The sequence below is a fragment of the Haloarcula sp. Atlit-47R genome (assembly GCF_003665985.1).
Taxonomy (GTDB): Archaea; Halobacteriota; Halobacteria; order Halobacteriales; family Haloarculaceae; genus Haloarcula; species Haloarcula taiwanensis.
Window position 1 is genome coordinate 75,778 of the sequence record NZ_QPLQ01000004.1, and the last position, 24,186, is coordinate 99,963.

At 65.5% G+C, this 24,186-nt stretch carries 26 protein-coding genes; 13 read left to right on the top strand and 13 right to left on the bottom strand.

Going from position 1 to position 24,186, the window contains the following annotated elements:
- Positions 1-37: 37 nt before the first annotated feature.
- Positions 38-253 (bottom strand): ribbon-helix-helix domain-containing protein, encoded by a 216-nt coding sequence (locus DVK00_RS15165; RefSeq protein WP_004517946.1) that lies wholly within the window; start codon positions 251-253, stop codon positions 38-40.
- Positions 254-512: 259 nt separating this feature from the next.
- Between DVK00_RS15165 and DVK00_RS15170 the strand changes: the two genes are divergently transcribed.
- Together DVK00_RS15170 and menD are read left to right on the top strand one after the other, a co-directional pair.
- The gene (locus DVK00_RS15170; protein ID WP_101350024.1) at positions 513-1,850 is read left to right on the top strand and encodes an isochorismate synthase MenF; all 1,338 of its coding nucleotides are present in this window, start codon (positions 513-515) and stop codon (positions 1,848-1,850) included.
- The gene (menD, locus tag DVK00_RS15175) at positions 1,847-3,625 is read left to right on the top strand and encodes a 2-succinyl-5-enolpyruvyl-6-hydroxy-3-cyclohexene-1-carboxylic-acid synthase (RefSeq protein ID WP_121537564.1); all 1,779 of its coding nucleotides are present in this window, start codon (positions 1,847-1,849) and stop codon (positions 3,623-3,625) included. The genes DVK00_RS15170 and menD overlap by 4 nt, the downstream gene beginning before the upstream one ends.
- Positions 3,626-3,629: 4 nt before the next feature.
- On the opposite strand, the gene DVK00_RS15180 is transcribed toward menD, so the two are convergent.
- Entirely contained in the window at positions 3,630-4,583 is a 954-nt protein-coding gene (locus tag DVK00_RS15180) for a J domain-containing protein (protein WP_101350026.1), read from the bottom strand.
- A 34-nt stretch (positions 4,584-4,617) separates the two neighbouring features.
- On the bottom strand, positions 4,618-4,875 hold the full coding sequence (locus DVK00_RS15185; protein ID WP_101350027.1) for a hypothetical protein: 258 nt from the start codon (positions 4,873-4,875) through the stop codon (positions 4,618-4,620).
- A gap of 89 nt (positions 4,876-4,964) precedes the next feature.
- On the opposite strand from DVK00_RS15185, the gene DVK00_RS15190 reads away from it, so the two are divergent.
- Positions 4,965-5,924 (top strand): 1,4-dihydroxy-2-naphthoyl-CoA synthase, encoded by a 960-nt coding sequence (locus DVK00_RS15190; protein ID WP_101350028.1) that lies wholly within the window; start codon positions 4,965-4,967, stop codon positions 5,922-5,924.
- 27 nt (positions 5,925-5,951) lie between these two features.
- Here the strand turns inward: DVK00_RS15190 and DVK00_RS15195 are convergent, their stop codons facing one another.
- The 5 genes from DVK00_RS15195 to DVK00_RS15215 are packed head-to-tail and all read right to left on the bottom strand — an operon-like array spanning position 5,952 to position 10,613.
- Complete coding sequence (locus DVK00_RS15195; protein ID WP_101350029.1) at positions 5,952-6,302, bottom strand: MarR family winged helix-turn-helix transcriptional regulator; 351 nt, start codon at positions 6,300-6,302, stop codon at positions 5,952-5,954.
- A 27-nt stretch (positions 6,303-6,329) separates the two neighbouring features.
- Positions 6,330-7,067 (bottom strand): NRDE family protein, encoded by a 738-nt coding sequence (locus DVK00_RS15200; RefSeq protein WP_121577957.1) that lies wholly within the window; start codon positions 7,065-7,067, stop codon positions 6,330-6,332.
- Positions 7,068-7,121: 54 nt separating this feature from the next.
- Positions 7,122-8,618 carry a class I adenylate-forming enzyme family protein gene (locus tag DVK00_RS15205; RefSeq protein WP_121577958.1) on the bottom strand — a complete coding sequence of 499 codons (1,497 nt, stop codon included), beginning with the start codon at positions 8,616-8,618 and terminating at the stop codon, positions 7,122-7,124.
- Positions 8,611-9,657: a mandelate racemase/muconate lactonizing enzyme family protein gene (locus DVK00_RS15210; protein ID WP_121577959.1), complete on the bottom strand. Its 1,047-nt coding sequence runs from the start codon at positions 9,655-9,657 to the stop codon at positions 8,611-8,613. Before DVK00_RS15210 ends, DVK00_RS15205 begins: the two co-directional genes overlap by 8 nt.
- Positions 9,654-10,613, bottom strand: coding sequence for a 1,4-dihydroxy-2-naphthoate polyprenyltransferase (locus DVK00_RS15215; RefSeq protein WP_121512323.1), 960 nt, complete (start codon positions 10,611-10,613; stop codon positions 9,654-9,656). Before DVK00_RS15215 ends, DVK00_RS15210 begins: the two co-directional genes overlap by 4 nt.
- Positions 10,614-10,747: 134 nt before the next feature.
- On the opposite strand from DVK00_RS15215, the gene DVK00_RS15220 reads away from it, so the two are divergent.
- A complete protein-coding gene (locus DVK00_RS15220; protein WP_121577960.1) occupies positions 10,748-12,367 on the top strand; it encodes a long-chain-fatty-acid--CoA ligase in 1,620 nt (539 codons plus the stop codon).
- 157 nt (positions 12,368-12,524) lie between these two features.
- Entirely contained in the window at positions 12,525-14,771 is a 2,247-nt protein-coding gene (locus DVK00_RS15225) for a PAS domain S-box protein (RefSeq protein ID WP_121577961.1), read from the top strand.
- Positions 14,772-14,878: 107 nt separating this feature from the next.
- On the opposite strand, the gene DVK00_RS15230 is transcribed toward DVK00_RS15225, so the two are convergent.
- From DVK00_RS15230 to DVK00_RS15245, 4 genes are all read right to left on the bottom strand, one after another.
- The gene (locus tag DVK00_RS15230) at positions 14,879-15,313 is read right to left on the bottom strand and encodes a hypothetical protein (RefSeq protein ID WP_101350036.1); all 435 of its coding nucleotides are present in this window, start codon (positions 15,311-15,313) and stop codon (positions 14,879-14,881) included.
- 271 nt (positions 15,314-15,584) lie between these two features.
- On the bottom strand, positions 15,585-15,875 hold the full coding sequence (locus DVK00_RS15235; protein WP_101350037.1) for a hypothetical protein: 291 nt from the start codon (positions 15,873-15,875) through the stop codon (positions 15,585-15,587).
- Entirely contained in the window at positions 15,868-16,884 is a 1,017-nt protein-coding gene (locus DVK00_RS15240; protein ID WP_101350038.1) for a PGF-CTERM sorting domain-containing protein, read from the bottom strand. The genes DVK00_RS15235 and DVK00_RS15240 overlap by 8 nt, the downstream gene beginning before the upstream one ends.
- 77 nt (positions 16,885-16,961) lie before the next feature.
- Positions 16,962-17,744: a DUF2797 domain-containing protein gene (locus tag DVK00_RS15245; RefSeq protein WP_121577962.1), complete on the bottom strand. Its 783-nt coding sequence runs from the start codon at positions 17,742-17,744 to the stop codon at positions 16,962-16,964.
- A 48-nt stretch (positions 17,745-17,792) separates the two neighbouring features.
- On the opposite strand from DVK00_RS15245, the gene DVK00_RS15250 reads away from it, so the two are divergent.
- The gene (locus DVK00_RS15250; protein ID WP_101350040.1) at positions 17,793-18,248 is read left to right on the top strand and encodes a YbhB/YbcL family Raf kinase inhibitor-like protein; all 456 of its coding nucleotides are present in this window, start codon (positions 17,793-17,795) and stop codon (positions 18,246-18,248) included.
- Between the two features lie 7 nt (positions 18,249-18,255).
- Here the strand turns inward: DVK00_RS15250 and DVK00_RS15255 are convergent, their stop codons facing one another.
- On the bottom strand, positions 18,256-19,182 hold the full coding sequence (locus tag DVK00_RS15255; RefSeq protein WP_101350041.1) for an NAD-dependent epimerase/dehydratase family protein: 927 nt from the start codon (positions 19,180-19,182) through the stop codon (positions 18,256-18,258).
- A gap of 117 nt (positions 19,183-19,299) precedes the next feature.
- Here DVK00_RS15255 and DVK00_RS15260 point away from each other — a divergent pair, with 117 nt between their 5' ends.
- The 7 genes from DVK00_RS15260 to DVK00_RS15290 all read left to right on the top strand — a co-directional run bounded on the left by DVK00_RS15260 (position 19,300) and on the right by DVK00_RS15290 (position 24,184).
- The gene (locus tag DVK00_RS15260; RefSeq protein WP_101350042.1) at positions 19,300-19,953 is read left to right on the top strand and encodes a thioredoxin domain-containing protein; all 654 of its coding nucleotides are present in this window, start codon (positions 19,300-19,302) and stop codon (positions 19,951-19,953) included.
- Positions 19,950-20,492, top strand: a complete 543-nt coding sequence (locus tag DVK00_RS15265; RefSeq protein ID WP_101350043.1) for a tRNA (cytidine(56)-2'-O)-methyltransferase — start codon at positions 19,950-19,952, stop codon at positions 20,490-20,492. Before DVK00_RS15260 ends, DVK00_RS15265 begins: the two co-directional genes overlap by 4 nt.
- A 55-nt stretch (positions 20,493-20,547) precedes the next feature.
- On the top strand, positions 20,548-21,900 hold the full coding sequence (locus DVK00_RS15270) for a sulfatase (protein ID WP_101350044.1): 1,353 nt from the start codon (positions 20,548-20,550) through the stop codon (positions 21,898-21,900).
- Positions 21,897-22,454, top strand: coding sequence for a dihydrofolate reductase (locus DVK00_RS15275; RefSeq protein WP_101350045.1), 558 nt, complete (start codon positions 21,897-21,899; stop codon positions 22,452-22,454). The genes DVK00_RS15270 and DVK00_RS15275 overlap by 4 nt, the downstream gene beginning before the upstream one ends.
- 182 nt (positions 22,455-22,636) lie before the next feature.
- On the top strand, positions 22,637-22,804 hold the full coding sequence (locus DVK00_RS15280; protein ID WP_233560818.1) for a hypothetical protein: 168 nt from the start codon (positions 22,637-22,639) through the stop codon (positions 22,802-22,804).
- Between the two features lie 178 nt (positions 22,805-22,982).
- Positions 22,983-23,513 carry a transcription factor E gene (tfe, locus tag DVK00_RS15285; RefSeq protein WP_004592762.1) on the top strand — a complete coding sequence of 177 codons (531 nt, stop codon included), beginning with the start codon at positions 22,983-22,985 and terminating at the stop codon, positions 23,511-23,513.
- Positions 23,513-24,184: a DUF2110 family protein gene (locus DVK00_RS15290; RefSeq protein ID WP_101350047.1), complete on the top strand. Its 672-nt coding sequence runs from the start codon at positions 23,513-23,515 to the stop codon at positions 24,182-24,184. The genes tfe and DVK00_RS15290 overlap by 1 nt, the downstream gene beginning before the upstream one ends.
- The last annotated feature ends 2 nt before the right edge of the window (positions 24,185-24,186 follow it).

Here is a 24,186-nt window from a genome sequence, read left to right on the forward strand (position 1 = left end):
GCTTGAGAAGGGATACCAGACGCTCACGCCTGTATTTTCAGAAGACGTACTCGTCGTCGTGGCCCATCATGCCGTCTTCTTCGAACCCTGGTTCCTCGTCTTCGTCCTGTGGTCCGGAGGTTTTGTACGCCTTGAGCCCGGTCGATAGGAGGTCCTCGATGGCTTCCTCGCGGTTGAGGAACTCGCCTTTTTCGACGAGCTGCGCGATCTGCATCTCCAGGTGTTCCGGGATATTGATCTCTACCTTAGGCATCGCAACATAGGGGGCTTCGACTATGCCCTATTTAAACCTGACGGGGGTATGTTCGGAGATTGCAGAATTACAATTGTAGAACTGAGAGAGGAAGTTCGTAAACTCAGATATTAATTTCCGCGAATCGGAATCCGGTTACTGTCACGTCGCGTGGCAGGTCAGAACGGCGAGAACTCGGCGGCTCCGGGCGGCGGTCCGGTTGTGCGCGGAATCGAGCGTATAGTTAGGCTCAAAGGTGCGCAATCCTAAGACATGGCTGATGGAACCACTGCGTGGTGACGGGACGACGGTTGGTGAGACAACGGTCGTCGCACGCGGGTGTCGCCTCGACGATGCACCGGTGCGAGCGGTACTGGAGACAGACGCTCGCCCCCGGTTCTTCTGGGCGGCCGGTACAGAATCAATCGCAGCCCGCGGGAGCGCGGCGACTGTGACTGCCGACGGGCAGTCGCGGTTCGACGACGTTCGGACAGCGCTCGAAGCGCTGTTCGATGACTGCTCCGTTCCCGACAGCCTCCCGAGCATCGCTCGACCGCGAGCGTTCGGCGGGTTCGCTTTCCACAACGGAACACACGAAGGGGAGGACTCTCCCTGGGATGGGTTCCCAAGCGCGGCGTTTTTTCTCCCCGAGATACAGGTGACAAGGAGAGACGACGACGCCTGGCTCACGGCGATTGCGACAGGTCCCGAGGCCGCGACCGAAGCTGAGACGCTACTGGGTGAGTGGCGCGACAGGCTAGCCACAGACACCGAACGCGAGCCGGGCACCCCACCGGGAATTTCACACCGGAAGCGCACGCCAACACAAGACGGCTGGCGCGAGCAGGTGTCGGCCGCCATCGCAAGCGTCGACTGCGGCGACCTCCAGAAGGTCGTCCTCGCACAGAGTCTCAGGGTCGCGCTGGAGACCGACCTGTCGGTCCCCGACGTGATGGCGCGGCTGTCCCGGACCTACCCGGACTGCTACCGGTTCATGCTGTCGCCCGAGGCCGGCGGCACCTTCTTCGGGGCCACGCCGGAGCGGCTGGTCTCGGTCCGCGGGCGCACCGTCAGGACAGAGGCGCTCGCCGGCTCGACGGGCCGGGGCGACACGCCCGCCGAGGACGAGTGGCTCGCCGCCGAACTCCTCGATAGCGAGAAGGACCGCCACGAGCAGAAGCTCGTCGCCGACGCGATACGCGACCAGCTGGAGCCGTTCGCCTCGACGGTCCGCATCGGCGACCGAACGGTCCGCCGGCTCGCCACGGTCCAGCACCTGCGCACGTCGATAACGGCCGAACTCGACGACGACGAGCACGTCCTCTCACTTGTCGAGGCGCTCCACCCGACGCCGGCCGTCGGCGGCCTGCCGCCGGACGCCGCGCTGCGGACGATACGCGAGACTGAGGCGTTCGACCGCGGCTGGTACGCCGCCCCTATCGGCTGGGTCGACGCCGCCGGCAACGGGACTTTCGCCGTCGGCATCCGCTCGGCCGTCGCCACGGAGCAGAAGACGACCCTCTTTGCGGGCGCGGGCATCGTCGCCGACAGCGACCCCGACCGCGAGTGGGACGAGGTCCAGCTCAAGTACCGGCCGATTCTGGACGAACTGGAATGACCGCGCCGAACGTCAACACGCTGTGGGCGGAGACACTCGTTTCCGAACTCGTCGCCGGCGGCGTCGACGCAGCGTGTCTCTCGCCCGGCAGCCGCTCGACGCCGCTGACGGTGGCCTTCGCCGAACACCCCGAGGTCGAGGTGTTCTCCCACCTCGACGAGCGCTCGGCGGCCTTCTTCGCGCTGGGCCGGGCCCGCCGGACCGGCGAGCCGACGCCGCTGGTCTGTACCTCGGGAACTGCGGCCGCGAACTACCACCCGGCAGTCATCGAGGCGAACCAGTCAGGCGTCCCGCTGCTCCTGTTGACGGCGGACCGACCGCCGGAGCTCATCGACAGCGGCGCGAACCAGACCGTCGACCAGGAGAAACTCTACGGCGATGCCGTCCGGTGGTATCGGGACATGCCCGAACCCGAGGCCGAGCCCCGGAAGGTGCGGATGCTCCGGACCACGGCGGCCCGTGCGCTCACCGAAAGCACCGGCGCTGACCCGGGCCCGGTCCACCTGAACTGTCGGTTCCGGAAGCCGCTGGAACCGACGCCGACGCCCGCGGACGATCCGGCCGGCGTCCCGGACGACTGGGCGGGCGGCGACGACGCGGCCGAAGCCGGCCGCGACGGCCCGTTCGTCTCGACCAGCGAGGGCGTCGCCGAACCGGACGAGGAGACGGTGCGCCGCGTTCGAGCGGCGCTCCGGACCGCCGAACGGGGCCTCATCGTCGCCGGGCCGGCCGACCAGGGGCTCGGTGCCGACTCGCTGGAGCGGCTGGCGTCGGCGACAGGCTTCCCCGTTCTGGCGGACCCGCTGTCGGACCTGCGGTTCGGCCCCCACGTCGACCGCCTCGACGTGCCGGTCTGTGGCGGCTACGACGGCTATCTCGGCAGCGACGGCGTCGAGGAGTGGGGCGACCCCGACGTGGTCGTCCGCTTTGGCGCGTCACCGACCTCGAAGCCGCTGCGACATTACCTCCGTGACGCCGACTGCCGGCAGTTCGTCGTCGACCCGAGCGGCGGCTGGCCGGAGGCCGAATTCACGGCGACAGACCTGCTCGTCGCCGACTCCGACGCTACCGCTGACGCGCTCGCGGCGGAGCCGCTGGGTGGCGGTTCGGAGTCGTGGCGCGAGCGGTTCGCCGGGGCGGAACGGGTCCACTGGGCGGCCGTCGACGAAACCGTCGCCGAAACCTACTGGGAGGGCGGCGTTCTCGCGGACGTGGCCGCGCTGGCCCCGGACCCAGCCACGCTGTTCGTCTCCAACAGCATGCCGGTGCGGGACGTGGACCGCTTCGGGCGGCCCCGCGACGCCGACCTGACCGTGCTGGGCAACCGCGGGGCCAGCGGCATCGACGGCATCACGTCGACGGCGCTCGGGGCCGGCAGCGCGACGGCGGACCCGCTCGTGCTCGTCACCGGCGACCTGGCATACTACCACGACATGAACGGCCTGCTCGCGCTCGGGCGCTGTGGCGTGGACGCGACGGTCGTCCTCGTCAACAACGACGGCGGCGGCATCTTCCACATGCTCCCAATCGAGGACCACCCCACCTTTGAAGACCAGTTTCGGACGCCACACGGTCTCGATTTCGAGCCGACAGAGGCGCTCTATTCGCTTGAGTTCGAGCGGGTGGCCGACCGCCGGGCGTTCCGCGAGCGGTTCGGCGAGTCAGTCCGGAGCGATGGGACACAGGTCATCGAGGTCCAGTTCGATGCCGGCGACAGCCACGCAGTCAGAGACCGGCTTGCCGAACAGGTCGCCGAGGCCCTCGCCGGCGACTGATTTTTCAGAGCCGCAACACCGACGCTGTCAACAGCGAGAGTCCGAACGGGAGCCACGTCCCCGACAGCGCGAGCGCCCCAATGAGCGAGAGCGCGCTGATGTTCAAGACCACCAGCAACACCGCCGTCGTCAGGCTCCAGCTCCCAAATACCATAATCGCAATCGTGGGCTCGGACTGGAGGTAGCCGACCATGAAGAGGGTACAGGCCCCGATTGTCAGGTTGACCCACAGGGGGAACGCCGGCAACAGTGCGCTGAACAGCATCACCGGATAGAGGGCGAACGTGATGGCAAACAGCGTCAGCCCCCGGCCGGTCGGCATCTCCAGAAGCGACCCGCGGGACGGCGTGTCGGTCTGGCGAACGGAGTACGTGGCCGACGAACTCCATGTGGCCTCGCCGCCGGCATTGTCGCTGAAATCGCTAGTCGCAGCGGCCCCGGAGCGACGGGTGGAACCTGCGTTCGACGCGGCCGCCGTTCCGCTGGTCGGATCGGTCGACTGTTCGTCGCTCGACGACGCATCGGTGTCGGTCGTCGAGCGGTCGGCTCTGTCTTCGGCGACGCGCTCCCTTGCAGCCCGTTCTCGTTGTTCTCGCTCCCGGGCGCTTGTCCGGGACGTGCCCTGACCAGCGCTTGCCTCGGTCCGGTCGCTACCTGACGGAGATCCGCCATAGCCCGCCCGCCGTGCCGCTTCGGCCACGTCACTGCTGTGGGCGTCTGCTATATTGCTCTCGCCCGCAACGTAGGCGTCGTGACCCAGCCGGTCGTATCGCGCCCGCTCGTCCTCGTCGGTGAGCACGTCCCGGGCTTCGATGAGCCGCTGTGTCGCCTCGCCGGCGTCAGCAGCGTCGCTCACGTCGGGGTGTGTCTCTTTCAGTCGTTCCCGATAGGCCGTTTCGATGGCCGCCGTCGACGCGTCAGTCGGGACGCCCAGTATCTCGTAGAACGTCTCGCTCATGGCGGCCGAACCACCCGTCCGCGGCTCTGGTCGGTCACTCCTCCTCGACGCCTCCGTCAGTCTCCGCGCCACGGCCGGACGACTCGCGGTCCCTCGCGAGGCGTTCGAGCGCCGCCGCGATGCGTTCGAGCGTGAACACGAACCGCACGATTAGATACAGAACCCAGGGGACAACGGCCACTAGCAGGCCGAGGAGAATCTGCTGGACGATAAGCAGGCTGTACAGGACGATAGCCACGGAGAGGCCTGCGAGTATCCCTATCACCGCCTTGCTGTTCGGGTTGGAGGGCATCGCTAGCCCGTTCACGCCCGCGGAACCAAAGCGTTTGCTCCCGCGTGGATACGAGGAATCTTTTTGCGAGGGCCGTCCCGAGCCACGGTATGGTCTCTGAGCTATTCGACCCGGCCCGCTGGACCGCCGTCGACCGGTTCGACTTCACCGATATCACCTACCACCGCTCGACGGAGACGGGCGCAGTCCGCATCGCCTTCGACCGGCCCGAGAAGCGCAACGCCTTCCGCCCGGAGACGGTCGACGAACTCGCGACGGCGCTGGACCACGCCAAGCGCCAGACCGACGTTGGCTGTGTCCTCCTGACCGGGAACGGCCCCTCTGAGAAGGACGGGGGCTGGGCCTTCTGTTCCGGCGGGGACCAGTCCATCCGGGGCGAGAGCGGGTACGAGTATCAGGCGGACGAAGATAGCGAGTCGCGGAGCGACTCGGAGCGGTCGAGCGGGGAGTCCGGCGACCCGCGAGACGTCGGCGACCCGGACGCCCCCGAGAACGTCGGCCGCCTCCACATCCTCGAAGTCCAGCGCCAGATCCGTCACATTCCAAAGCCCGTGGTCGCCGTCGTCCCGGGGTGGGCCGTCGGCGGTGGCCACTCCCTGCACGTCGTCTGTGACCTCACGCTCGCCAGCGAGGAGCACGCGAAGTTCCTCCAGACGGACCCCGACGTGGGCAGTTTCGACGGTGGCTTCGGCTCGGCGTACCTCGCCCGACAGGTGGGCCAGAAGAAGGCCCGCGAGGTGTTCTTCCTCGGCAAGACCTACAGCGGCGAGGAAGCCGCCGAGATGGGGATGGTCAACGAAGTCGTGCCACACGAAGACCTCGAAGACACCGCTATCGAGTGGGCCGAGCGGATGAACGAGAAGTCGCCGACGGCGATGCGGATGCTGAAGTACGCCTTCAACCTCGACTCGGACGGGATGGTCGGCCAGCAGGTGTTCGCCGGCGAGGCGACCCGGCTGGCCTATATGACCGACGAAGCACAGGAGGGTCGTGACGCCTTCAACGAGGGCCGGGACCCGGACTTCGACGACGTGCCCTGGCACTACTGAGCCGACGGAACGGAAGGAACTGCGCGCTCAGTCCTCGTAGGCCAGCGTCATGACCCACTGCGAGAAAGTATCGTCGTGGGGGTCGACTTCTTCATCGCCGATAAACGGCGAGAGCTGGTCACCGGCCATCAGGAGCGAGAAATCCAGATCGCGGGCCGCAGGCGTCAGGTAGTACGTGTTGTGGCCATCGTACACCGTCTCCTCACGCTGAATGAGGTCCTTCTCGAACAGGGACTCGACGATGCGACTCCCCTTTCGCGAGGAGACGTCGAGTTCCTTCCAGAAGTCGCTCTGGTGGATGCCACCGGACTCCCGAATCAGTTCAAGCCCGGCCCGCTCACCATCAGAAAGGTCCGCCTCCGACGCTGCTGAACTCATGTATTACTCATACCGTGAGTCGGCCGCTTAAATCTGACCTTCGACCGGGCGGTACGGCGTCCGACATGGCGGCCCGGCCGCGTGCTGATACTCGTGGTCGGCACCCAGTGTGATGAGCGACGACGACCGCGTCCCGAATCCGTCGCCGTGGACGCAGACGCCGTACTCGTGGTCGCTGATGGTTTCGCCTGCCCGGTCAATCCATTCGCCGGCGGACTCGCCCGGTTCCGGTCGCATGGCCTCGTGTAGCCGCGCCGCGTTGTTCGCCTGCTCCTCGCCGGCGTCGGGCCGACGCGATGGAATCCGGTAGTCGCCGTCCGCGCCGACGTTGACGACGACGTGAACCCCGGGCTGGAAGTTCCGGACCGCGAGCTGCCCGTCCCATTCCAGCAGCACGGCGGCGTTCTCGTCTGCCAGCAGAAGATTGAATCCCGAGTATTCGGCCTCTCTGGTCGCCTGTTCGACAGCGCGGGCGGCTGATTCGGCCGTTTCGTGGCTCAGCGCGTCCCGGACGAGCAGGCCGCGTGAGCGGTGGCCGGCAAGATCGGTGTCGATCCAGCGGTTCGTCACCGCCGCTAGCAGGCCGTGCTCGTTGTAACCTATCCACGTGCCGTCAGCTTCTTCGTCGGCGGGCGCGACGACGCGACTCCCCCAGTGGCGCTGTCGCGGCGGCTGTGACGGCCTGTCGAGTCGCTCGTCGCGGTTCGCTGCGACCGCGACGGGCGTGCCGTCGAAGACCTGCCACGCGAGGACGATTGTACACACGGGCTTCTATACGCTATCGACGTAGAAAACCGCTTGGCTGTGGCCCCCAGTCCGCTATGCCGATTCGTCCGATTCGCTGGCAGTCCTGAGCCGCGACCGGACGGCCTCGCGGTCGACGGTGCCCGAGGGCGTCCGCGGGAGCCCGTCGACGACCCGGACCGTCTTCGGGACCTCGTAGGCCGCGAGCCGCCCGGCGCAGTGCTCGCGGACGGCCGCGGGCGTCACGTCCCCGACGACCAGCGCGGCGACCCGCTGGCCCCACTCCTCGTCCGGCAGACCCACCACGGCCGCGTCCTCGACGGCGCGGTGGTCCCGAACCGCCGCGGCGACCGTGCCCGCGTCGACGTTCTCGCCGCCGGTGACGATACGGTCGTCGACGCGGCCCTCGACCCAGAGGCGGCCGTCGCCGTCGCGGTAGCCCAGGTCGCCTGTCCGGAAGCCGAACTCGCCGAACGCCGCGCCGTCGCCGCTTAGATAGCCCGGCGTCACTGTGGGACCGTCGACGACTATCTCGCCGCGTTCACCGGGATCGCAGGGCTCCCCGTCCGAAACGACCGTCACGTCGGTGAACGCGAGCGGCTGGCCGACGGTGCCGGCATAGTCGAAGGCCGTCTCCGGCCGGGCCGTCGCTATCTGGGACGCCGTCTCGGTCATCCCGTAGGTGGGACAGACCGGGACGCCCCGCTCCCGACAGCGGTCGACGAGCGCCTCGCTCGCCGGCCCGCCGCCGAGCAGGACGAACCGGAGCGCGGACGGCGGTTCCCAGCCCGCATCGAGCAATCGCGAGAGCATCGTCGGCACCAGCGAGACGCCCGTCGCCCCGTGCTCCGCGATGACCCGCTGGGTCGCGTCGGCGTCGAACGACCGCTGGACGACGACCGCCGTGCCGTACAGCGCGCTCCGGACGAACGGGGCCAGCCCGCCCATGTGGTAGGTCGGCAGGCAGACCAGCCAGCGGTCCGTCGGCAGGACGCCCAGCCGGTAGGAGGACGCGACGGCGCTGGCGACGAGGTTGCCGACCGTCAGCCGGACGCCCTTGGGTTCGCTCGTGGTCCCCGAGGTGAAGACGACGAGCTGGGTGTCCGTCCGGGAGAGGGCCGCCGGCGTCACGTCGGACTCCCGGTCGGCACTCGCTCCGTCCGGCTGGACCGGGAGGTCTGCCACCGAGACGACCGGGCACGTCGCCGCTTCCGCGGCGAGGTCGCGCGTCGACGGCTCACAGACCAGCAGGTCCGCCTCGACGGTCGCACACTGTGCCCGGAGCGTCGCCGCGTCGAGTTCGACGTTCAGCGGCGCGAGCGTCGCGCCCAGTCGCATCGTTGCGAACAGGAGCGTCCCGGTTTCGGGTCGGGTCGGCAGGAGTGTCGCGACGGTTGGGTCTGCGTCGAGTCGCCGGTCGAGGTCGGCGGCCACCGCGTCGACGGCGGCGTCGAGTTCGCGGTATGTCGCCTCGTTGCCTGCGTCCGCCGCAACCATCGCCGTCCGGTTTGGCGTGGCGCTCGCCCGGTGGGTCACGAGGTCTTTCGTCGGCCAGTCGATTGGGTCACGCATCGGTTTCCACCTCTGCTGGATTGATGCCGAGGCCGGTCGACTGGGGGACCGACATCGCGCCGTCGGTCACCGTCGTCGGGTCCGGCGCGAGGTCGACGGCCAGTCTGTCGCCGGTCGCCAGACCGCAGGCCGAAACGTCAGGAATCGCGGCGGCGACGTGTAGCGCCGCGAGGCGGGCGACGACCGCGTCGATAGTCGTCGTGACGACCGGCTCGACGCCCTGCTCGCGGGCGCGCATCGCCAGCGTGTGGGCGTTGCCCGGGCCGCCCAGCACCATCGGTTTCAGTATCAACACGTCGGCTGCGTCGGCGTCGAGCACGCTGTCGACCCGACGGTCGACGAGCGACTCATCAAGTGCGACGCCGACGCCATTGCCCCGAAGCTTGGCGTGGCCGGTGAGGTCGTCGGCCGGGAGCGGCTGTTCGACGTAGGCCACGTCCAGCGGGGCGAGCCGGTCGATGGCGTCTGCGGCCTTCTCGCGGGACCACGCGCCGTTGGCGTCGGCCCGCAGGGTCACGTCGTCGCCCACGCGCTCACGGACGGTCCGAACGCGCGCGACATCTTCGTCAACGGTTCGCTTCCCGACCTTGACCTTACAGCAGTCGTAGCCAGCCTCGACCGCCCGCTCGACGGCGTCGGCGGTTTCGGTCGGGGACCCGTCGCCGACTGTCGCGTTTACCGGGACGCGATTACAGTGCCTGTCGGAGTCGAACCACCGGTATAGCGGCACGCCATCGGCCCTGGCGTCGGCGTCCAGCAGCGCGGTCGCGAAGCCGTGGCGGGCGGCGGGAACCGATGCGGCGTCAAGCGAGAGGAGAATGTCTGTGTGCCCGCCGTCGGCCGCGACTGTGGTCGCGTCGTCGAGCGCGCGCTGACAGTCGTCGGCGGACTCAGTCCAGCCCGGAAGCGGCGTGGCTTCGCCGACACCCGTTTCGCCGCGGTGGTCGTAGCGGACGACGAACCCTGAACGCTGGCTGATAGTCTCGCGGGCGGTGGCAAGCGGACTCGACAGCGGGAGCGAGAACGAGTCGACCTTCATAGTAACTGTGGGATGGCGAGTCCCAGCGCGAACAGAACGGAGTGGGCGAACAGCGTCTGGCCGACCCGTTCAAGCGTCGGGTTCAGCGCGTCGCCGCCGGTCTGCGTGAGGACTGTTTTCGAAATCGTCGCCGCCAGTGGCAGGGTCAACAGCGGAGCCAGTGCCGGCAGCCCGTACTGGCCGTCAAGGGCGAACACGACCGGGACGGCGTAGGCCATCCCGACCAGCAGGAGAAATTCGACGCGGCTCCATCTGTAGCCCATGTAGACGGCCAAGGTCTTCTTGCCCGCGGCGCGGTCCGTCTCGCGGTCGCGGATGTTGTTGACGACGAGAATCGCGGTCGACAGGCCGGCCGCCGGGAGGCTCGCCGTGATAGCGGCGGCAGTGACTGACCCCGGCGGGAGTGTCATCGGGAACGTGCCGACGCCGCTTGCGCTCGCAACAGCCTGCACGTAATATGTGCCGGTGACCGCGATGACGCCAAAGTAAACGAACACGAACAGGTCGCCCAGACCGCGGTAGCCGTAAGGGAACGGACCGCCGGTGTAGAGAATCCCGGCGGCGATACCCGAGAGGCCGACGACGACGATGGGAAGGCCGCCGACGGCAACGAGATAAATACCGATGACGACGGCGAGCCCGTAGGTCGCGATCATCGCTCGTTTGACTTCGTCGGCGTCGATGAGGCCGCCAGCGGTCACTCGGGTGAACCCCTCGCGTTCGTCGGTGTCGGCCCCCTTCACCGCGTCGTAGTAGTCGTTCGCGAAGTTCGTTCCAATCTGGATGAGCAGCGCACCCACCAGCGCTGCGACTGCCGGCAATAGAGCGAAGACGCCGGCGTGGACTGCCAAGCCCATCCCGACGATGACCGGCGCGGCCCCGGCAGGCAGTGTTTGTGGCCGCGCGGCCATCACCCACGCCTGCCGCTTCGAAACGTCCGCCGTCGCTGTACTCATTGGCGAAAACTGGGGACGCTATCCCCAAAGCGACTGTGGTTCGGCGGACACCCAAAATATGACCCGTTCTGAGACAGCAAGATCAGGGGAGTATCACAACCACTTTATCATGATTAACCATACGATAGCCTGAGATGCATAAGCCACTGCTTACCACGGATTTTCTCGACCGGGCGCGGGAATACTACGGGGATAAAGAGGCCATCGTCGCCACGACCGGCGAGCGCTTCACATACGACGAATTCGGCGAGCGAGCCGACGGGTTCTCTGCGGCGATGGCTGCCCGCGGCATCGAGAAGGGGGACCGGGTGGCCGTGCTGGACCCGAACACGCACTACCAGCTCGAAGCGGCCTACGGGACCATGCAACTGGGCGCAGTCCACACACCACTGAACTACCGGCTCGTGCCGGACGATTTCGAATATATTCTCTCGGATGCGGAGGTCGACGCCGTCTACGCGGACTACGAATACGCGGATAAAATCGAGCCGATCCGCGACGAGGTGCCCACCGAAATTTTCGTCACCAACGACACCGACGCCGTCGACGGTGACTGGGAGTCCTTCGACGACATCATCGAGGAGGCGGGGACCGACTACGACCGCCCCGAGATGGACGAGGACGACCTCATCACCATCAACTACACCTCGGGGACGACCGGCGACCCGAAGGGCGTCTGCCGGACCCATCGTACCGAAACGCTCCACGCTTACATCGTCGCGCTCCACCAGGAGATCTCGGACGACGACGTGTACCTCTGGACGCTCCCGATGTTCCACGTCAACGGCTGGGGCCACATCTTCTCGGTTACCGGCATGGGCGCGAGACACGTCTGTACCCGCGGCGTCGACGCCGAGGGCATCTTCGACGCCGTCAGGACCGAGGACATCTCCTATCTCTGTGGCGCGCCGACGGTGCTGAACATCCTTGCGGACCGCTACGAGGACCACGACGGGGAGATCGAGACGACCGGTGCCAACGACGTGCGCATCGCGACGGCCGGCAGCGCGCCGCCGGAAGCAGTCATCCGGACCGTCGAGGACGACTTCGGCTGGTATCTGAAACACGTCTACGGCGCGACCGAGACCGGCCCGCTTGTCACGACCTCCGACGCTCGCCGCTTCTTCGACGACGGCAGCGACGCCCGCTTCAGCGTCAAGAAGCGGCAGGGCATCGGCTATCTCGGGACAGACGTCCGGGTCGTCGACGAGGACGGCAACGACGTGCCCCACGACGATGAGACGCTGGGGGAAGTCGTCGTCCGCGGCAATCAGGTGATGGACCGCTACTGGAACAAGCCCGAACAGACCGAGGAGGCCTTCTCGGACCGCGTCGAGGGCTACTACCACATGGGCGACCTGGCGACGGTCGACGAAGACGGCATGATCGCCATCCGCGACCGCAAGAAGGACATCATCATCTCCGGCGGCGAGAACATCTCCAGCATCGAACTGGAGGACACGCTTTACGAACACGACGCCGTCAGCGACGTCGCGGTCATCCCTGCGCCGAGCGACGAGTGGGGCGAGACGCCGAAGGCCTTCGTGGTCCCGAACTCCGGTGACCCCGACAACCCCGGTGTGACAGCCGAGGACCTCCGGACGTTCACCCGCGAACAACTGGCGACCTACAAAGTCGTTCGCCGGGTGGAGTTCGTCGAGGAACTGCCCACGACGGCGACCGGGAAGGTCCAGAAGTACGAACTCCGCGAGCAGGAGTGGGAAGACGAGGACGAGATGGTCGGCCAGGGGTAGCGACGCGCGCCACCCTCACAGACATGTAGAAGAGGGATTCTGACACGAGCCAATGACAACACACGTCGACCGGTAATAGTGTGGATGTGTCAGCGTCCGATTCCAGAGACGGTCTTTTAAGTCAGCGACCTATACTGTGTGACAACTACCCAAACCTATGACGCATATTGCTGACCCTATCCGTATTCTTCACGTCGACGATGAGCCGGGGTTTGCCGACATGACGGCAACGTTTCTCGAACGCGAGGACGACCGGATAGACGTCCAGACTGCGACGAGTGCCACGGCGGGGCTGGAAACTCTGGCCGACACCGACATCGACTGTGTCGTCTCTGACTACGATATGCCCGAGCGGAACGGCATCCAGTTCCTCGAAGCCGTTCGCGAGGAGTACAGGTCGCTTCCGTTCATTCTCTACACTGGCAAAGGGTCGGAGGAAATCGCAAGCGACGCTATCTCGGCTGGTGTCACCGATTATTTGCAGAAAGAGAGCGGCATGGACCAGTACACGGTGCTGGCAAACAGAATCACGAACGCTGTGGAGTCCCAGCGAGTCAGGCGAGAGCGCAACCGCCAGCTTGACGCCATCGAGAGCGCAAAGGAGGGGATCAGCATCCTTGACGAGGACGGGCGGTTCATCTTTGTCAACGAAGCGTACGCGGACCTCTACGGCTACGAGCCCGAGGAGATGCGGGGGGAGCACTGGGAACTGCTGTACCGGGATGAGGACATCCCGCGCATCTACGAGGACATCCTTCCGACTGTCGAAGAAAACGGCTACTGGACCGGGACGACGATGGGACTCCGTGCTGACGGGAGCACATTCACCGAGGACCACGTGCTCGCGATGACCGACCACGGCGAGCTGGTCTGTACAGTCCGGGACCTCTCTGAAAGACAGGGCGACGAGCAGGAGCTGTCCCGAATCAAACGTGCGATGGACGAGGCACCCATCGGTATCGTGATCACCGGTCTCGAACAAGAAGGGACTCCGATAATCTACACCAACCGCCGGTTTCTGGAACTGACCGGCTACACAGAGTCGGAGGTACTCGGCCGAAACTGCCGGTTCCTGCAGGGCGAGGCGACAGAGTCCGAGCCGGTCGACGCAATGCGTGCGGCCATTGAAGCGGACGAGTCTGTGTCGGTCGAACTCCGGAACTACCGGAAAGACGGGACCCTGTTCTGGAATCAGGTGACTATCGCACCCGTGCGTGACGATGACGGAGCGGTCGTCAATTACGTCGGGTTCCAACAGGATATCACCGAGCGGAAAGAACACGAACACCGCCTCAGAGCACTCAGTGAGTCGGTCCAAGACCTACTCCGGGCTGACACCCGCGAAACGGTGGCCGAGATCGGCGTCGAAACGGCGCGCACTGTCCTGGGGCTCGAAGCGAACACGATTCACCTCTACGACGAGGACGCACGGACTCTCGAACCGGTCGCCGCATCCGACGCGATATATGAGCTGATAGACGAGTTGCCGACCTTTACGCCCGGGGATAGCATTGCATGGCGCGTCTACGAGTCCGGCGATGCTCTCGCCGTCGACGACGTCCATGCTGACCCGGACATCTACAACCCGGACACGCCGATCAAAAGCGAACTGTATCTTCCGCTTGGCGAGCATGGCATCCTGCTGGCCGGCTCGGAGACGGCCGCGGCGTTCGACCAGCGGGACGTCGTCCTCGGGGAGATTCTCGCCGGACACGTCACCAGCGCGCTCAAGCAGGTCGAAGGGACCGAACAGTTACGTGACCGCGAACGGGCTCTCGAACAGCACAACGACCGGCTCGAATCGTTCACCAGCGTCGTCTCACACGACCTACGGAATCCGCTGAACGTCGCCCAAGGCCGACTGCAACTCGCACGCGAGCAGTGTGAGAGTGAGCATCTGGCCGCTGTCGAGCGAGCACACGAGCGGATGGACACGCTGCTAACTGATCTGCTCACGCTGGCACAGGACGGTGATACCGTCACCGACCGCGAACCGGTCGCGCTCGCATCGCTCGCCGAAAACTGCTGGAAGACTGTCGAAACGGCCGATGCGACACTCATCACCGATATCGACCGGACCGTGCTGGCAAACGAGAGCCGTCTGAAGCAGTTGTTCGAAAATCTCGTTCGGAATGCGGTCGAACACGCCGGAACGGATGTGACCGTGCGGGTCGGGGCATTGGACGACGGGTTCTACGTCGCCGACGACGGCCCCGGTATCTCCGAAGACGAGCGAGAGACAGTGTTCGAAGCCGGCTACTCGACGAGCTCGGAGGGAACTGGGTTCGGGCTCAGTATCGCCCGGCAGGTCGCCTCGGCACACGGCTGGGAGCTCAGCGTTCGAGACAGTGCCGATGGTGGCGCACGCTTCGAGATTACCGGCGTCTCGTTTTGTGATTCGTAGCGACTGGGGAAGCGTCCGTCTGGGGTGTCGTTGGCACCCGTTCGAAGGGCCTCGCCGCCCCGCAACTGCTCGATACCGTTCGCAAAACCGTCGCAAACTGCGTTCCGTTAGTCTTCGAGCGCGTCGGCGATACGGTCAAGCGACCGTCGCATGTCGTGGACTTCGTCCCGGAGCTTTCGCATCTCGCGCGTGAGCTCCTCGTTGTCGCTGCCGCCCGATTCCTCGTGCTGCCCTGGCGGGCCGCCGCCCATGCCGCCGGGACCGCCCGGACCGGGGCCGCCGGGGCCGCCGCCCATCATGCCGCCCATCATCTGCGCGAACGGGTTGCCGCCGCCCATGCCGCCGGGGCCGCCGCCACCGCCCATCATCTCTTCCATGCGCTCTTCGCGGCTCATCTCTTCGCCGTCGCCCTCGCCTTCTTCGCGCTCCTCGGCGCGCTGCTGTCGGATCTCTTCGACCCGCTCGCGGAAGGACTTCTCCTCGCCGCCGTCCTCGGTCGCATCCGCCGATTCGTCAGCGTTCTCAGGTTCATCGTCTGCCATACGCCCGGCTTTGGTTGGGCCGCTGAAAAGGGTTGCCGTCCGAAGGCAGGCTGCGGTACAGGCGGTTAGCGAAGGACGCTGGTCCGGAGAATCTCACCGTATTCAGGTGACTGGTTCGCGAAGTTGGAGATGAACCGAGTCACGCTGGCGTCCGGCCAGGAGGTCGTCGGGTCGTGCGCATACCGTTCGACGTTTCTCTGACGGGGTTCCGAAACCTTGGGCTGCTGAAAAGACGGTCGAGAGTGCCTGATATAGCCAGCGACAGCCCGTCTCAGGCGAGCCGTCGGACTAGCACCGAGAGCCCCAGCCCACAGGCGAGGATGACGACGAGGTTGAACCCCGCCCTGAACAGCGGTCGATACCTGTCGGTGACGAACGTATCAATCGCCGACGACGCGGAGAAGTAGAACTGGAGCGTCGCGATGAGCGCCACGAGCGTGAGGATAGCGAATACTGCCCACTGTGCGTAGATTGCTATTGCCGGTCCGGTGTCGTCGTCCGGTTCGTCAACAGCGTCGCCGGTGTCCTGTGCCACTGCGTCGGTGGTGGAGGTGTCACTCATTGGTCTGTCTCCGTGCGATGAGGAGGCCGCTTGCGAGGACTGCAATCAGTCCGAGCACCGCCGTGAAGCCGGGACCTTCTCCGGCCGCAGTCTGCTGTGGCTCTTCCATCTCCCGGTCTTCGGGGCGGTCCTGCTCGAAATCGCTGGACTGGAAGCCGATCTGTTGTCTGGTTTCGTTCTCCTGCAGCCGCTCCGTCGGATGGAGGTTCGCCGGAGAACTTTCCGTCCCGACGATGACGCCGTCCGAGAGCAGCATCCCGTCAAGCCAGTAGTTGTAGTCGTCAGGCACCGTCAGTTGCGTTCTGATGATCTCCGTTCGGCCGGGCCGAATCTGACCGACCCGCACGGTCGACTCGTCTGCGATGACGTTCGAGTCAGCCTGCCGCGCCCGGAGGCGCAGCGAGAGGTCATCAGACGGATTGTTGCCGGCGTTCGTGACGTACACCGAGACGTTCAGCGTCGTCTGGTTGTTCGAGACGCTGTCAATCCGATAGGTGATGGAGTCCAGCGGGACGCCGGCGTTCTCGAACCGCTGGAAGGTCACGGTACTGCGAGCGTACGCCGGAGTGAGTGCGTCGACGTTCTGGACCGACCGCTGACCGGTCTCGACGCGGTTACCGTCCTCGTAGACGATTGTGTCGATCCGATAGCCGCCCGCCCGCTCGACTGTAATGTTTGACCGCACCGATACTTCTCGTTCCCCTTCGATTGTGCCGACTGACTGCCGCGTGGTCGTCGCAACGAGGCCGGTGTCCGCATCTATGGCCCGCGTCTCGACAGTGACGTTCTCGGCCGGCCCGCCGCGATGTGAGAGTCGGGCGTCTAGAGAGAGCGTCACAGTCTGGCCGTCGACCGACGCCGGTTCGATGGTCGTCTCGCGGAGGTCGAGGTAGCTCTCGCGAACGTTGTCCTCGGGTTCGGAGAGCGCGCCGGGGACCGCTGTTGCACCGATGAGCATGGCCAGGACGACCACGACCATGCCACCGGTCAGGAGGGTTTCACGTCGCACAGACGAATGGCCAACAGCCGCCTTTAAATGTCTTCTGCACTGTCAGATTCGGAACACAGCGACGTCAGTCTCCACCGTTACCCGAACGCGCCGAGGCTCGACTGAAGGTCCCGGTCGGTCCCGCCGTCTGAGAGTTCGTAGCCAACGAGCTGGCGGAGGTCCACGGCGTAGACGCTGCCGTTGTTCGCAAGCACGGCGACTCGTCCTTTCGTCCCTCGGACGGTCCCCGTCGCCAGGATTTCGTCCATCGGTCGGTCCGACAGAGTCAGACCGTACTCGAAGTCGTAGGTCGCCAGCGGGTCGTAGCGCTCACACAGCGACGCCCACCAGTCGGTGTCGACGGACTGGTCGAAGCCCGATATTTTGGTGGGCACTCTGACCCGGTCCCCCAGTTCGGCGGCGATGTCGGCTTCGACCTGTCGGGCGATACGGCCGTCGGCGACGGTCTGGAGGTGGGCGGCCTTGTCTGCTCCCTGCTCGCGGAGCCGGGTTTCCAGCCGCCAGGAGCGGGTGACGCCGACCTTGATAACATCGGGCGCGAACGCCGCCAGATACACCGCGTGTTCCTCGTCGCAAGTGTCGAGCGGTTTGTTGCAGTCCCCGGTACAGCGAGCACACGGCCAGATGTCGGTGTGTTCCGGGCAGTATGGCGCGGGGTCGTTGTCACAGTGAAAATGTCGGTCGCCGTCGACCGCGCCGGCGCAGTGTCGCTCGCCGAGTGTGTATGAGAGTTCGGTGTCCGGGTCCAGCCGCTCAGTAATCACGCTCCCGTCCTCGGCCAACAGGAGCGCGGCGTGTTCGTCGACCCGCGCGCGATAGCCCACGACCTGCACGTCCGGCGGTTCGGCGCGGAGCCGCAAATGGCTGCCGGGACGATGTTTTTGTGGTTGTCTGTCATATCTTCAGACATGGCAAATCTACAGCTCCGAAGTCCGGCGTTCGACGACGGCGAGCGCATTCCCGAGGAACACGGCTACTCGGCAGCGAACACGAATCCCCCGCTGGAGGTCGAGACTGTCCCGTCGAACGCCTCGTCGCTCCTCCTCATTGTCGACGACCCGGACGCGGAGGAGCCGGCCGGGAAGGTGTGGGACCACTGGCTCGTCTGGAACATCCCGCCAGATATCGGCCGGATTCCGGAAGGATGGGAGCCTGCCGAGGCAACAGAGGGACAGAACGACTTCGGCGAGGTTGGCTGGGGCGGTCCGAGTCCGCCCGACCGGGAACATACCTATCGGTTCCTCCTGTACGCGCTAGATACGACGCTCGACCTCTCTCCGGCGGCAGACAAAGATGACGTATACGACGCGGCTAGCGGCCACGTCGTCGAAAAGGCACAACTGAACGGTACGTATCCGGCCTGAGCCGCGCTCAGAGTTCTTCGAGCAGTTCGCGGGTCGACTGCCGCACCGCGTCGTCGCTCGACTGTTCGGGTTCCCAGCCGAGCGCGGAGAGCTTATCGATGGAGAGGCGCATCCGCGGCACGTCGCCGGTCCAGCCGCGGTCGCCGCCGGTGTACTCGTACTCGGGGTCGATATCCATCTCGTCGGCGACGATGCTGGCGATGCGGTCGACCGAGGTAGTCGTCCGCGTGCCGAGATTGAACACGTTGTGGTCCCTGTCAGCGTGTTCGACGGCAAACAGCATCGCGTCGAGACACTCAGAGATGTGCATGTAAGATTTCTCCTGGCGGCCGTCACCGAGAATCGTCAGCGTCGACGGGTCCTCGGAGAGTTTCTCGATGAAGTCGGGAATGACCGCCCCCCGCAGGCGTGGCCCGACGATATTGGCGAACCGGAACACCCACGACTGGATGTCGTGGCTGTGGGCGTACGTCGAGACGAGTGACTCCTCGGCGAGTTTCGCCGCGCCGTAGACGCTGATCGGCTCAAGCGGCGCGTAATCTTCCGGTGTCGGTCGCGGCGCCTCGCCGTATACCGTGGAGGACGACGTAAACACCAGATTCCCGACGCCAGCGTCCTGCATTCGTTCGAGGATGTTGTACGTGATGTCGCTGTTGTCCTCGAACTGCCGGCGGGGGGTGTCCGTATCCACCAGTTTCGACGCCGCGAGGTGGACAACGAGGTCGACGTCGCTCGTGATAGCCTCAGCGACGACATCGGGGTCGGTAAGGTCACCGTCTAGATAGGTTGCGTCCCCGTGGACCCACTCGGATTGTCCGTTCGCTTCGTTGTCGACGACCACTACGTCGTTGTCCGGAACGAGGCGCTCCACCAGATGCGACCCGATAAAGCCTGCCCCGCCGGTGACGACTATTCGCTTCTCTGATACGTCCATAGTTGCGATGTTACGTATGCGAGGTAAAACGTTGCGGTCGCGGCCGATTCCAGTGGAGTCGGTAGCCCCGTACCGGATGACAACGTCGTTTTATAGCTTCCCCTGTGAGAGTCGGCTATGACTCGATTCACTCGCCGCGGCTTCCTCTCGGCGACGACTGTCGCTCTCGGCGCGCTGGCCGGGTGTGTCGGTGGCGGTTCCGAGTCGGCCGGAACGGAGACGCCGACCCCCGCGCCGGGCCAACCGCTCTCGACGCCGGTTGCAGGCGACCCCGAAGCTGACGTTACGGTCGCTGTGTACGAGGATTACGCCTGTCCGCACTGCGCGACCTACTCGGAGTCCGTCTTCCCTAAAGTTCAAGACGACTACCTCACTGCTGGAGCCGTCCGGTACGAGTTCCATGACTTCCCGATACCGGTCGACGAGGAAGTATCGTGGCAGGCCGCAAGCGCCGCGCGTGCCGTACAGGACAACGTCGGCGACGAGGCCTTCTTCACCTACTCCAAGCGTCTGTTCGCAAACCAGAACCAGCTGGGGCCGGACACCTACGCCGACCTGACGGAGGGACTGGACGTCGACGGCGAGACCGTTCGAGCGGCTGCGACGGGGGAGCTGTACCGCCCGACGGTCTCCGGTGACCGCGAGGCCGGTATCGACCGCGGCGTCCAGGGAACACCAGCCGTGTTCGTCAACGACGAGCAGGTCGAGTGGAGCGAGATTGCTTACGAACCGGTCCGGGACGCTATCGAAGCGGCACGGAGCGACGGATGAAGGACTCCCCGCAAGTGACGGTACTTCGGCTGGGCCACCGCCCCGGTCGGGACGAGCGGATGACGACCCACGTCGGACTCACCGCACGCGCGCTCGGGGCAGACAAGGTCGTGCTGGCCAACGCTGCCCGCAACCAGGCCGACACCGTCATTGACATCACCGACCGGTTCGGCGGCCCCTTCGACGTGGCTTCGACGGAGGAGCCAAAGCGACTCATCCGCGACTTCGAGGGGCGCGTCGTCCATCTGACGATGTACGGCGAGCCGGTCCAGGACGTGGAAGGCGACGTTCGCGCGGCCCACGCCGAGGAGCCGCTGCTGGTCGTCGTCGGCGCGGAGAAAGTCCCCTTCGAGGTGTACGAACACGCCGACTGGAACGTCGGCGTCACCAATCAGCCACACTCCGAGGTCGCCTCGCTAGCTGTCTTCCTCGACCGCCTGTTCGAAGGCCGGGAGCTGGACCGCGACTGGGAGAACCCCGACAGGGTGGTCGTCCCGCAGGAAACCGGCAAGCGGGTCGTCGACCCGGACGAAGAGTGATACCCACGCAGTTGTGCCGCGGGCCTTTTATCGCTCGACGCTAACTGTGGCTCAGATGTCGCGTCACAACGTGTTGCTCGTCGTCGCTGACAGTCTCCGCGCTCGGAGCACCTCCGTGCTGGGCTATCGCCGTGAGACGACGCCCTTCCTCGACGCCTTCGCCGAGGAAGCAACGGTGTACACGCAGGCTCGCAGCCCGAGCAACTGGACCGTCCCCAGCCACGTCAGTCTGTTCACGGGCCACGAAACCCACGAACACGGCGTCGACCACACCGCTAGACTCGACGCCGGCCACACGATCTTCGAGGAACTGGCCGATGCGGGCTATGACACGGGATTGTTCTCCGATAATCCGTTCCTGACCGACCACGAGTCGGGCCTCGACGAGGTGTTCCAGACGGCTGTCGGCTCGCCCGAAGAGTACGATTCGGCGTACGAGACCAACGGCTCGCTGGGCGACTGGCCCAACGGCTTCTGGTACGCCGATCGGACGCTAGAGTGGATCTCTGAGCGGGAGGGCGACTGGGCCGCCTGTATCAATCTGATGGACACCCACCGCCCGTACGAACCGCTCGCCGAGTACGACGAGTGGAGCGACGAGCGCTCCCGCGACATGCAGGAGTCGATGGGATTCAAGTGGCACTGGGAGTTCCTCTCGGGGACCCTCTCGCTTGGCTTTGCCGGCATTCTCGAACAGATATACGACGGCGCAGTCCGGCAGGCAGACGCCATCTTCGAGAGTCTGATCCGTGGACTAGAGGAGCAGGGTGTCCTCGACGACACGCTGGTCGTCTTCGCCGGCGACCACGGCGAGGGGTTCGGCGAGCCGACGGCGATTCCTGCGGAGCCGCCGGCGGTCAGCCATCGCATCGGAACCCACGACACAATGTACCACGTCCCGCTCATCGTCCGTGCCCCCGGCCAGCGTGAGGGACACCGCGTCACCGACCTGGCGACGCTCAGCCGATTCCCCGACGCCGTCCGCGCGATGGCGCTCGGCGACGGCAACGCCGACGGCCCGGCGTTCGCCTCGCCGAACGGGACCGTCGTCGCGTCCCAGTCCCCTATCGGTCCGGCGATGCGCGAGGAGGCCGAACGGGTCTGTGGGGACGCCACCCCGTTCGCAAAACACGCCAGGCTGGTCTATCACGACCGGCCCGGCGACGAAGTGCGAAAACGGGCGGCGTGGGGCGACAGTGCCCACGAATCCATCATCAAAGGCTGTGGCGGCACAGCCGAGGATACCGATATCGATGCCGCCATCGTCCGGAACCACTTCGACAGCGACCGGTACGCGGACGTGGATATTGCAACGCCGCTCGACGGCTACACCGAGTTCGAGGATGCGTCCGACACGCAGTTTGCCGGGGACCTCGACGAGCGACTGGAGGCACTGGGATACAAATGACGACAATACCCGACACAGAACTGGTCCTTGTGGTCGCCGCCGACGAGAACAACGTTATCGGTCTGGATGGCGGCGTCCCCTGGCACTATCCCGAGGACGTGCGCCAGTACAAGGCCCGTATCGCCGGCCACCCTATCATCCTCGGCCGGCGGACGTTCGATTCGATGAAGCCCATCCCGGACTGCTACACCGTCGTCCTGACGAGCGACGACAGCCGGAGTGCCAATGCGGAGACAGTCGAGTACGCCACGACGCCCCAGATAGCCGTCGAAGCAGCCGCCCGCGCCGGTACGACCGAAGCGTTCGCCGGCGACAGCGCTGGCGCAGGTGACTCGCCGCCTATCACGTACGTCATCGGCGGCGAGGCGGTGTACGACCTGTTTCTCCCGTTCGCCAGCCGGGTTTTCCTCAGCCGCATCCACGAACGCAACGAGGGCGACCGGTATTTCCCGGATATGGGTTCAGAGTGGACAGAACTGTCCCGAGAGTCGTACGACGGGTTCGATGTCATCGAGTACAAGCAGGCGTCGCCGCGGCCGCTTGAGGACCTATGACCGGTCACCGATGAAGCAGGCTACCCGAAACTGTCCGTGGTTTGAAAACCATAGCTGTTAAAGTAATCCAACTGACTACTATTCGGCAGCAACACGCGATGTTAGATAAAATCAAAAAATCCGTATCAGATGTACTCTCGGGTGGGAAGGAGCAGTCGGATAACGGACTACAGGCAGGCACGGTGAGTAATAAACGCATTCAGGCTAGCTCTGCCGGCGACGACGGTGCAGATGCGACCGGCGAACCCGAATCGAATCTCTACGAGTGTCCGTCCTGTGACTCCGTCTTCGTCGCTATCGACAAAGAGACGTGCTCCTCCTGCCGGACTCCGGTCGAGCGAATCGAATAGCGGGGCGGCGCTGTTGGATACCGTTTCAAACGGTAGCGGAAAACACTGCTCACCGCCGCTGTTGCTGAACATCGGGCTCGAGAGCGCTCCGTGCCAGCAGCACGGTCCCGTCCCGTGTCGGCGTTCAAGAGAGGACGACCCGATGGTTTTAACCACGTGACTCCCGGATGTGCGGGTAATGGCTTTTGAGGAACTCTTGGAGGACCCCGTCATACAGAAGTACCTCCACGAGCTGGTCGGACCGAAAGGGATGCCGGTCGCCGCCGCGCCGCCGGACGGCGAAGTGACCGACGAGGAACTGGCCGAAGAGCTCGGGCTCGAACTGAACGACGTGCGCAGAGCGCTGTTTATTCTCTACGAGAACGACCTCGCGACCTATCGTCGGCTCCGAGACGAGGACTCCGGATGGCTCACGTACCTCTGGACGTTCCAGTACGAGAAGATTCCCGAGCAACTGCAAGAGGAGATGCACCGCCTGCTCGACGGCCTCGAAGAGCGCCGCGAGTACGAGCGGGAAAACGAGTTCTACCTCTGTGAGCACTGTGGCATCCGCTTCGAATTCGGCGAGGCGATGGAGTTCGGCTTCGAGTGTCCCGAGTGTGGCAATCAGGTCGAAACGATGGAGAACACCCGTCTCGTCACCGCGATGGAGAACCGCATCGAGGAGCTCAGAGACGAGCTGAACGCCGACGTGGACGTGGAAGCCTGATGGTCGTTCTCGGTACAAAAGTGTACGTCGCCGGCGACGCCCGGGACCGTACGCTCGACGGACTGCGCTCGATGGTCGGCAACGAACTCGGCGACCTCGACGTGGAATACGACATCGGCCTCCGGGACGACGAGTTCCCGTCGGTGACTGTCGACGGCCCCGACGAAACCGTTGCGCGAAACCTCCTCCGCGAGGAGTTCGGCGAGCTGGTCGCCGACCACGAGGACGGGGAGACGTACGTCGGAACGCTCGACTCGTGGGACGAGGACGGCTTCGTTCTCGATGTCGGCTTCGGCCAGACGGTCCGGATTCCGGCTGAGCAGCTCGGTCTCGGCCAGGGGACGCCGACCCAGATCCGAAAGCGGTTCGGACTGGTCCAGCACCTGCCGCTCCGGTTCGTCGCCGGCGACCCGCCGCGTCTCGCCGAAGTCGAACAGGATCGCCTCTACGAGTGGACCCGCGGCAACGGCCGCATCAACGCCAACAGCGTCACCCGCTCGGAGGCGCGCGCCACGGTCAACCGCGCCGGCCACGCACAGGACATCGTCACCGTCGAACGCATCGGCCTGCTGGAACAGAGCATCGTCTGTAACCCGGACACCGACCCGCCGGGACTGCTCGCCGACATCGGGCAGTACATGCCGTCGGAGCTGCTGGCAATCGTGCCCTGACT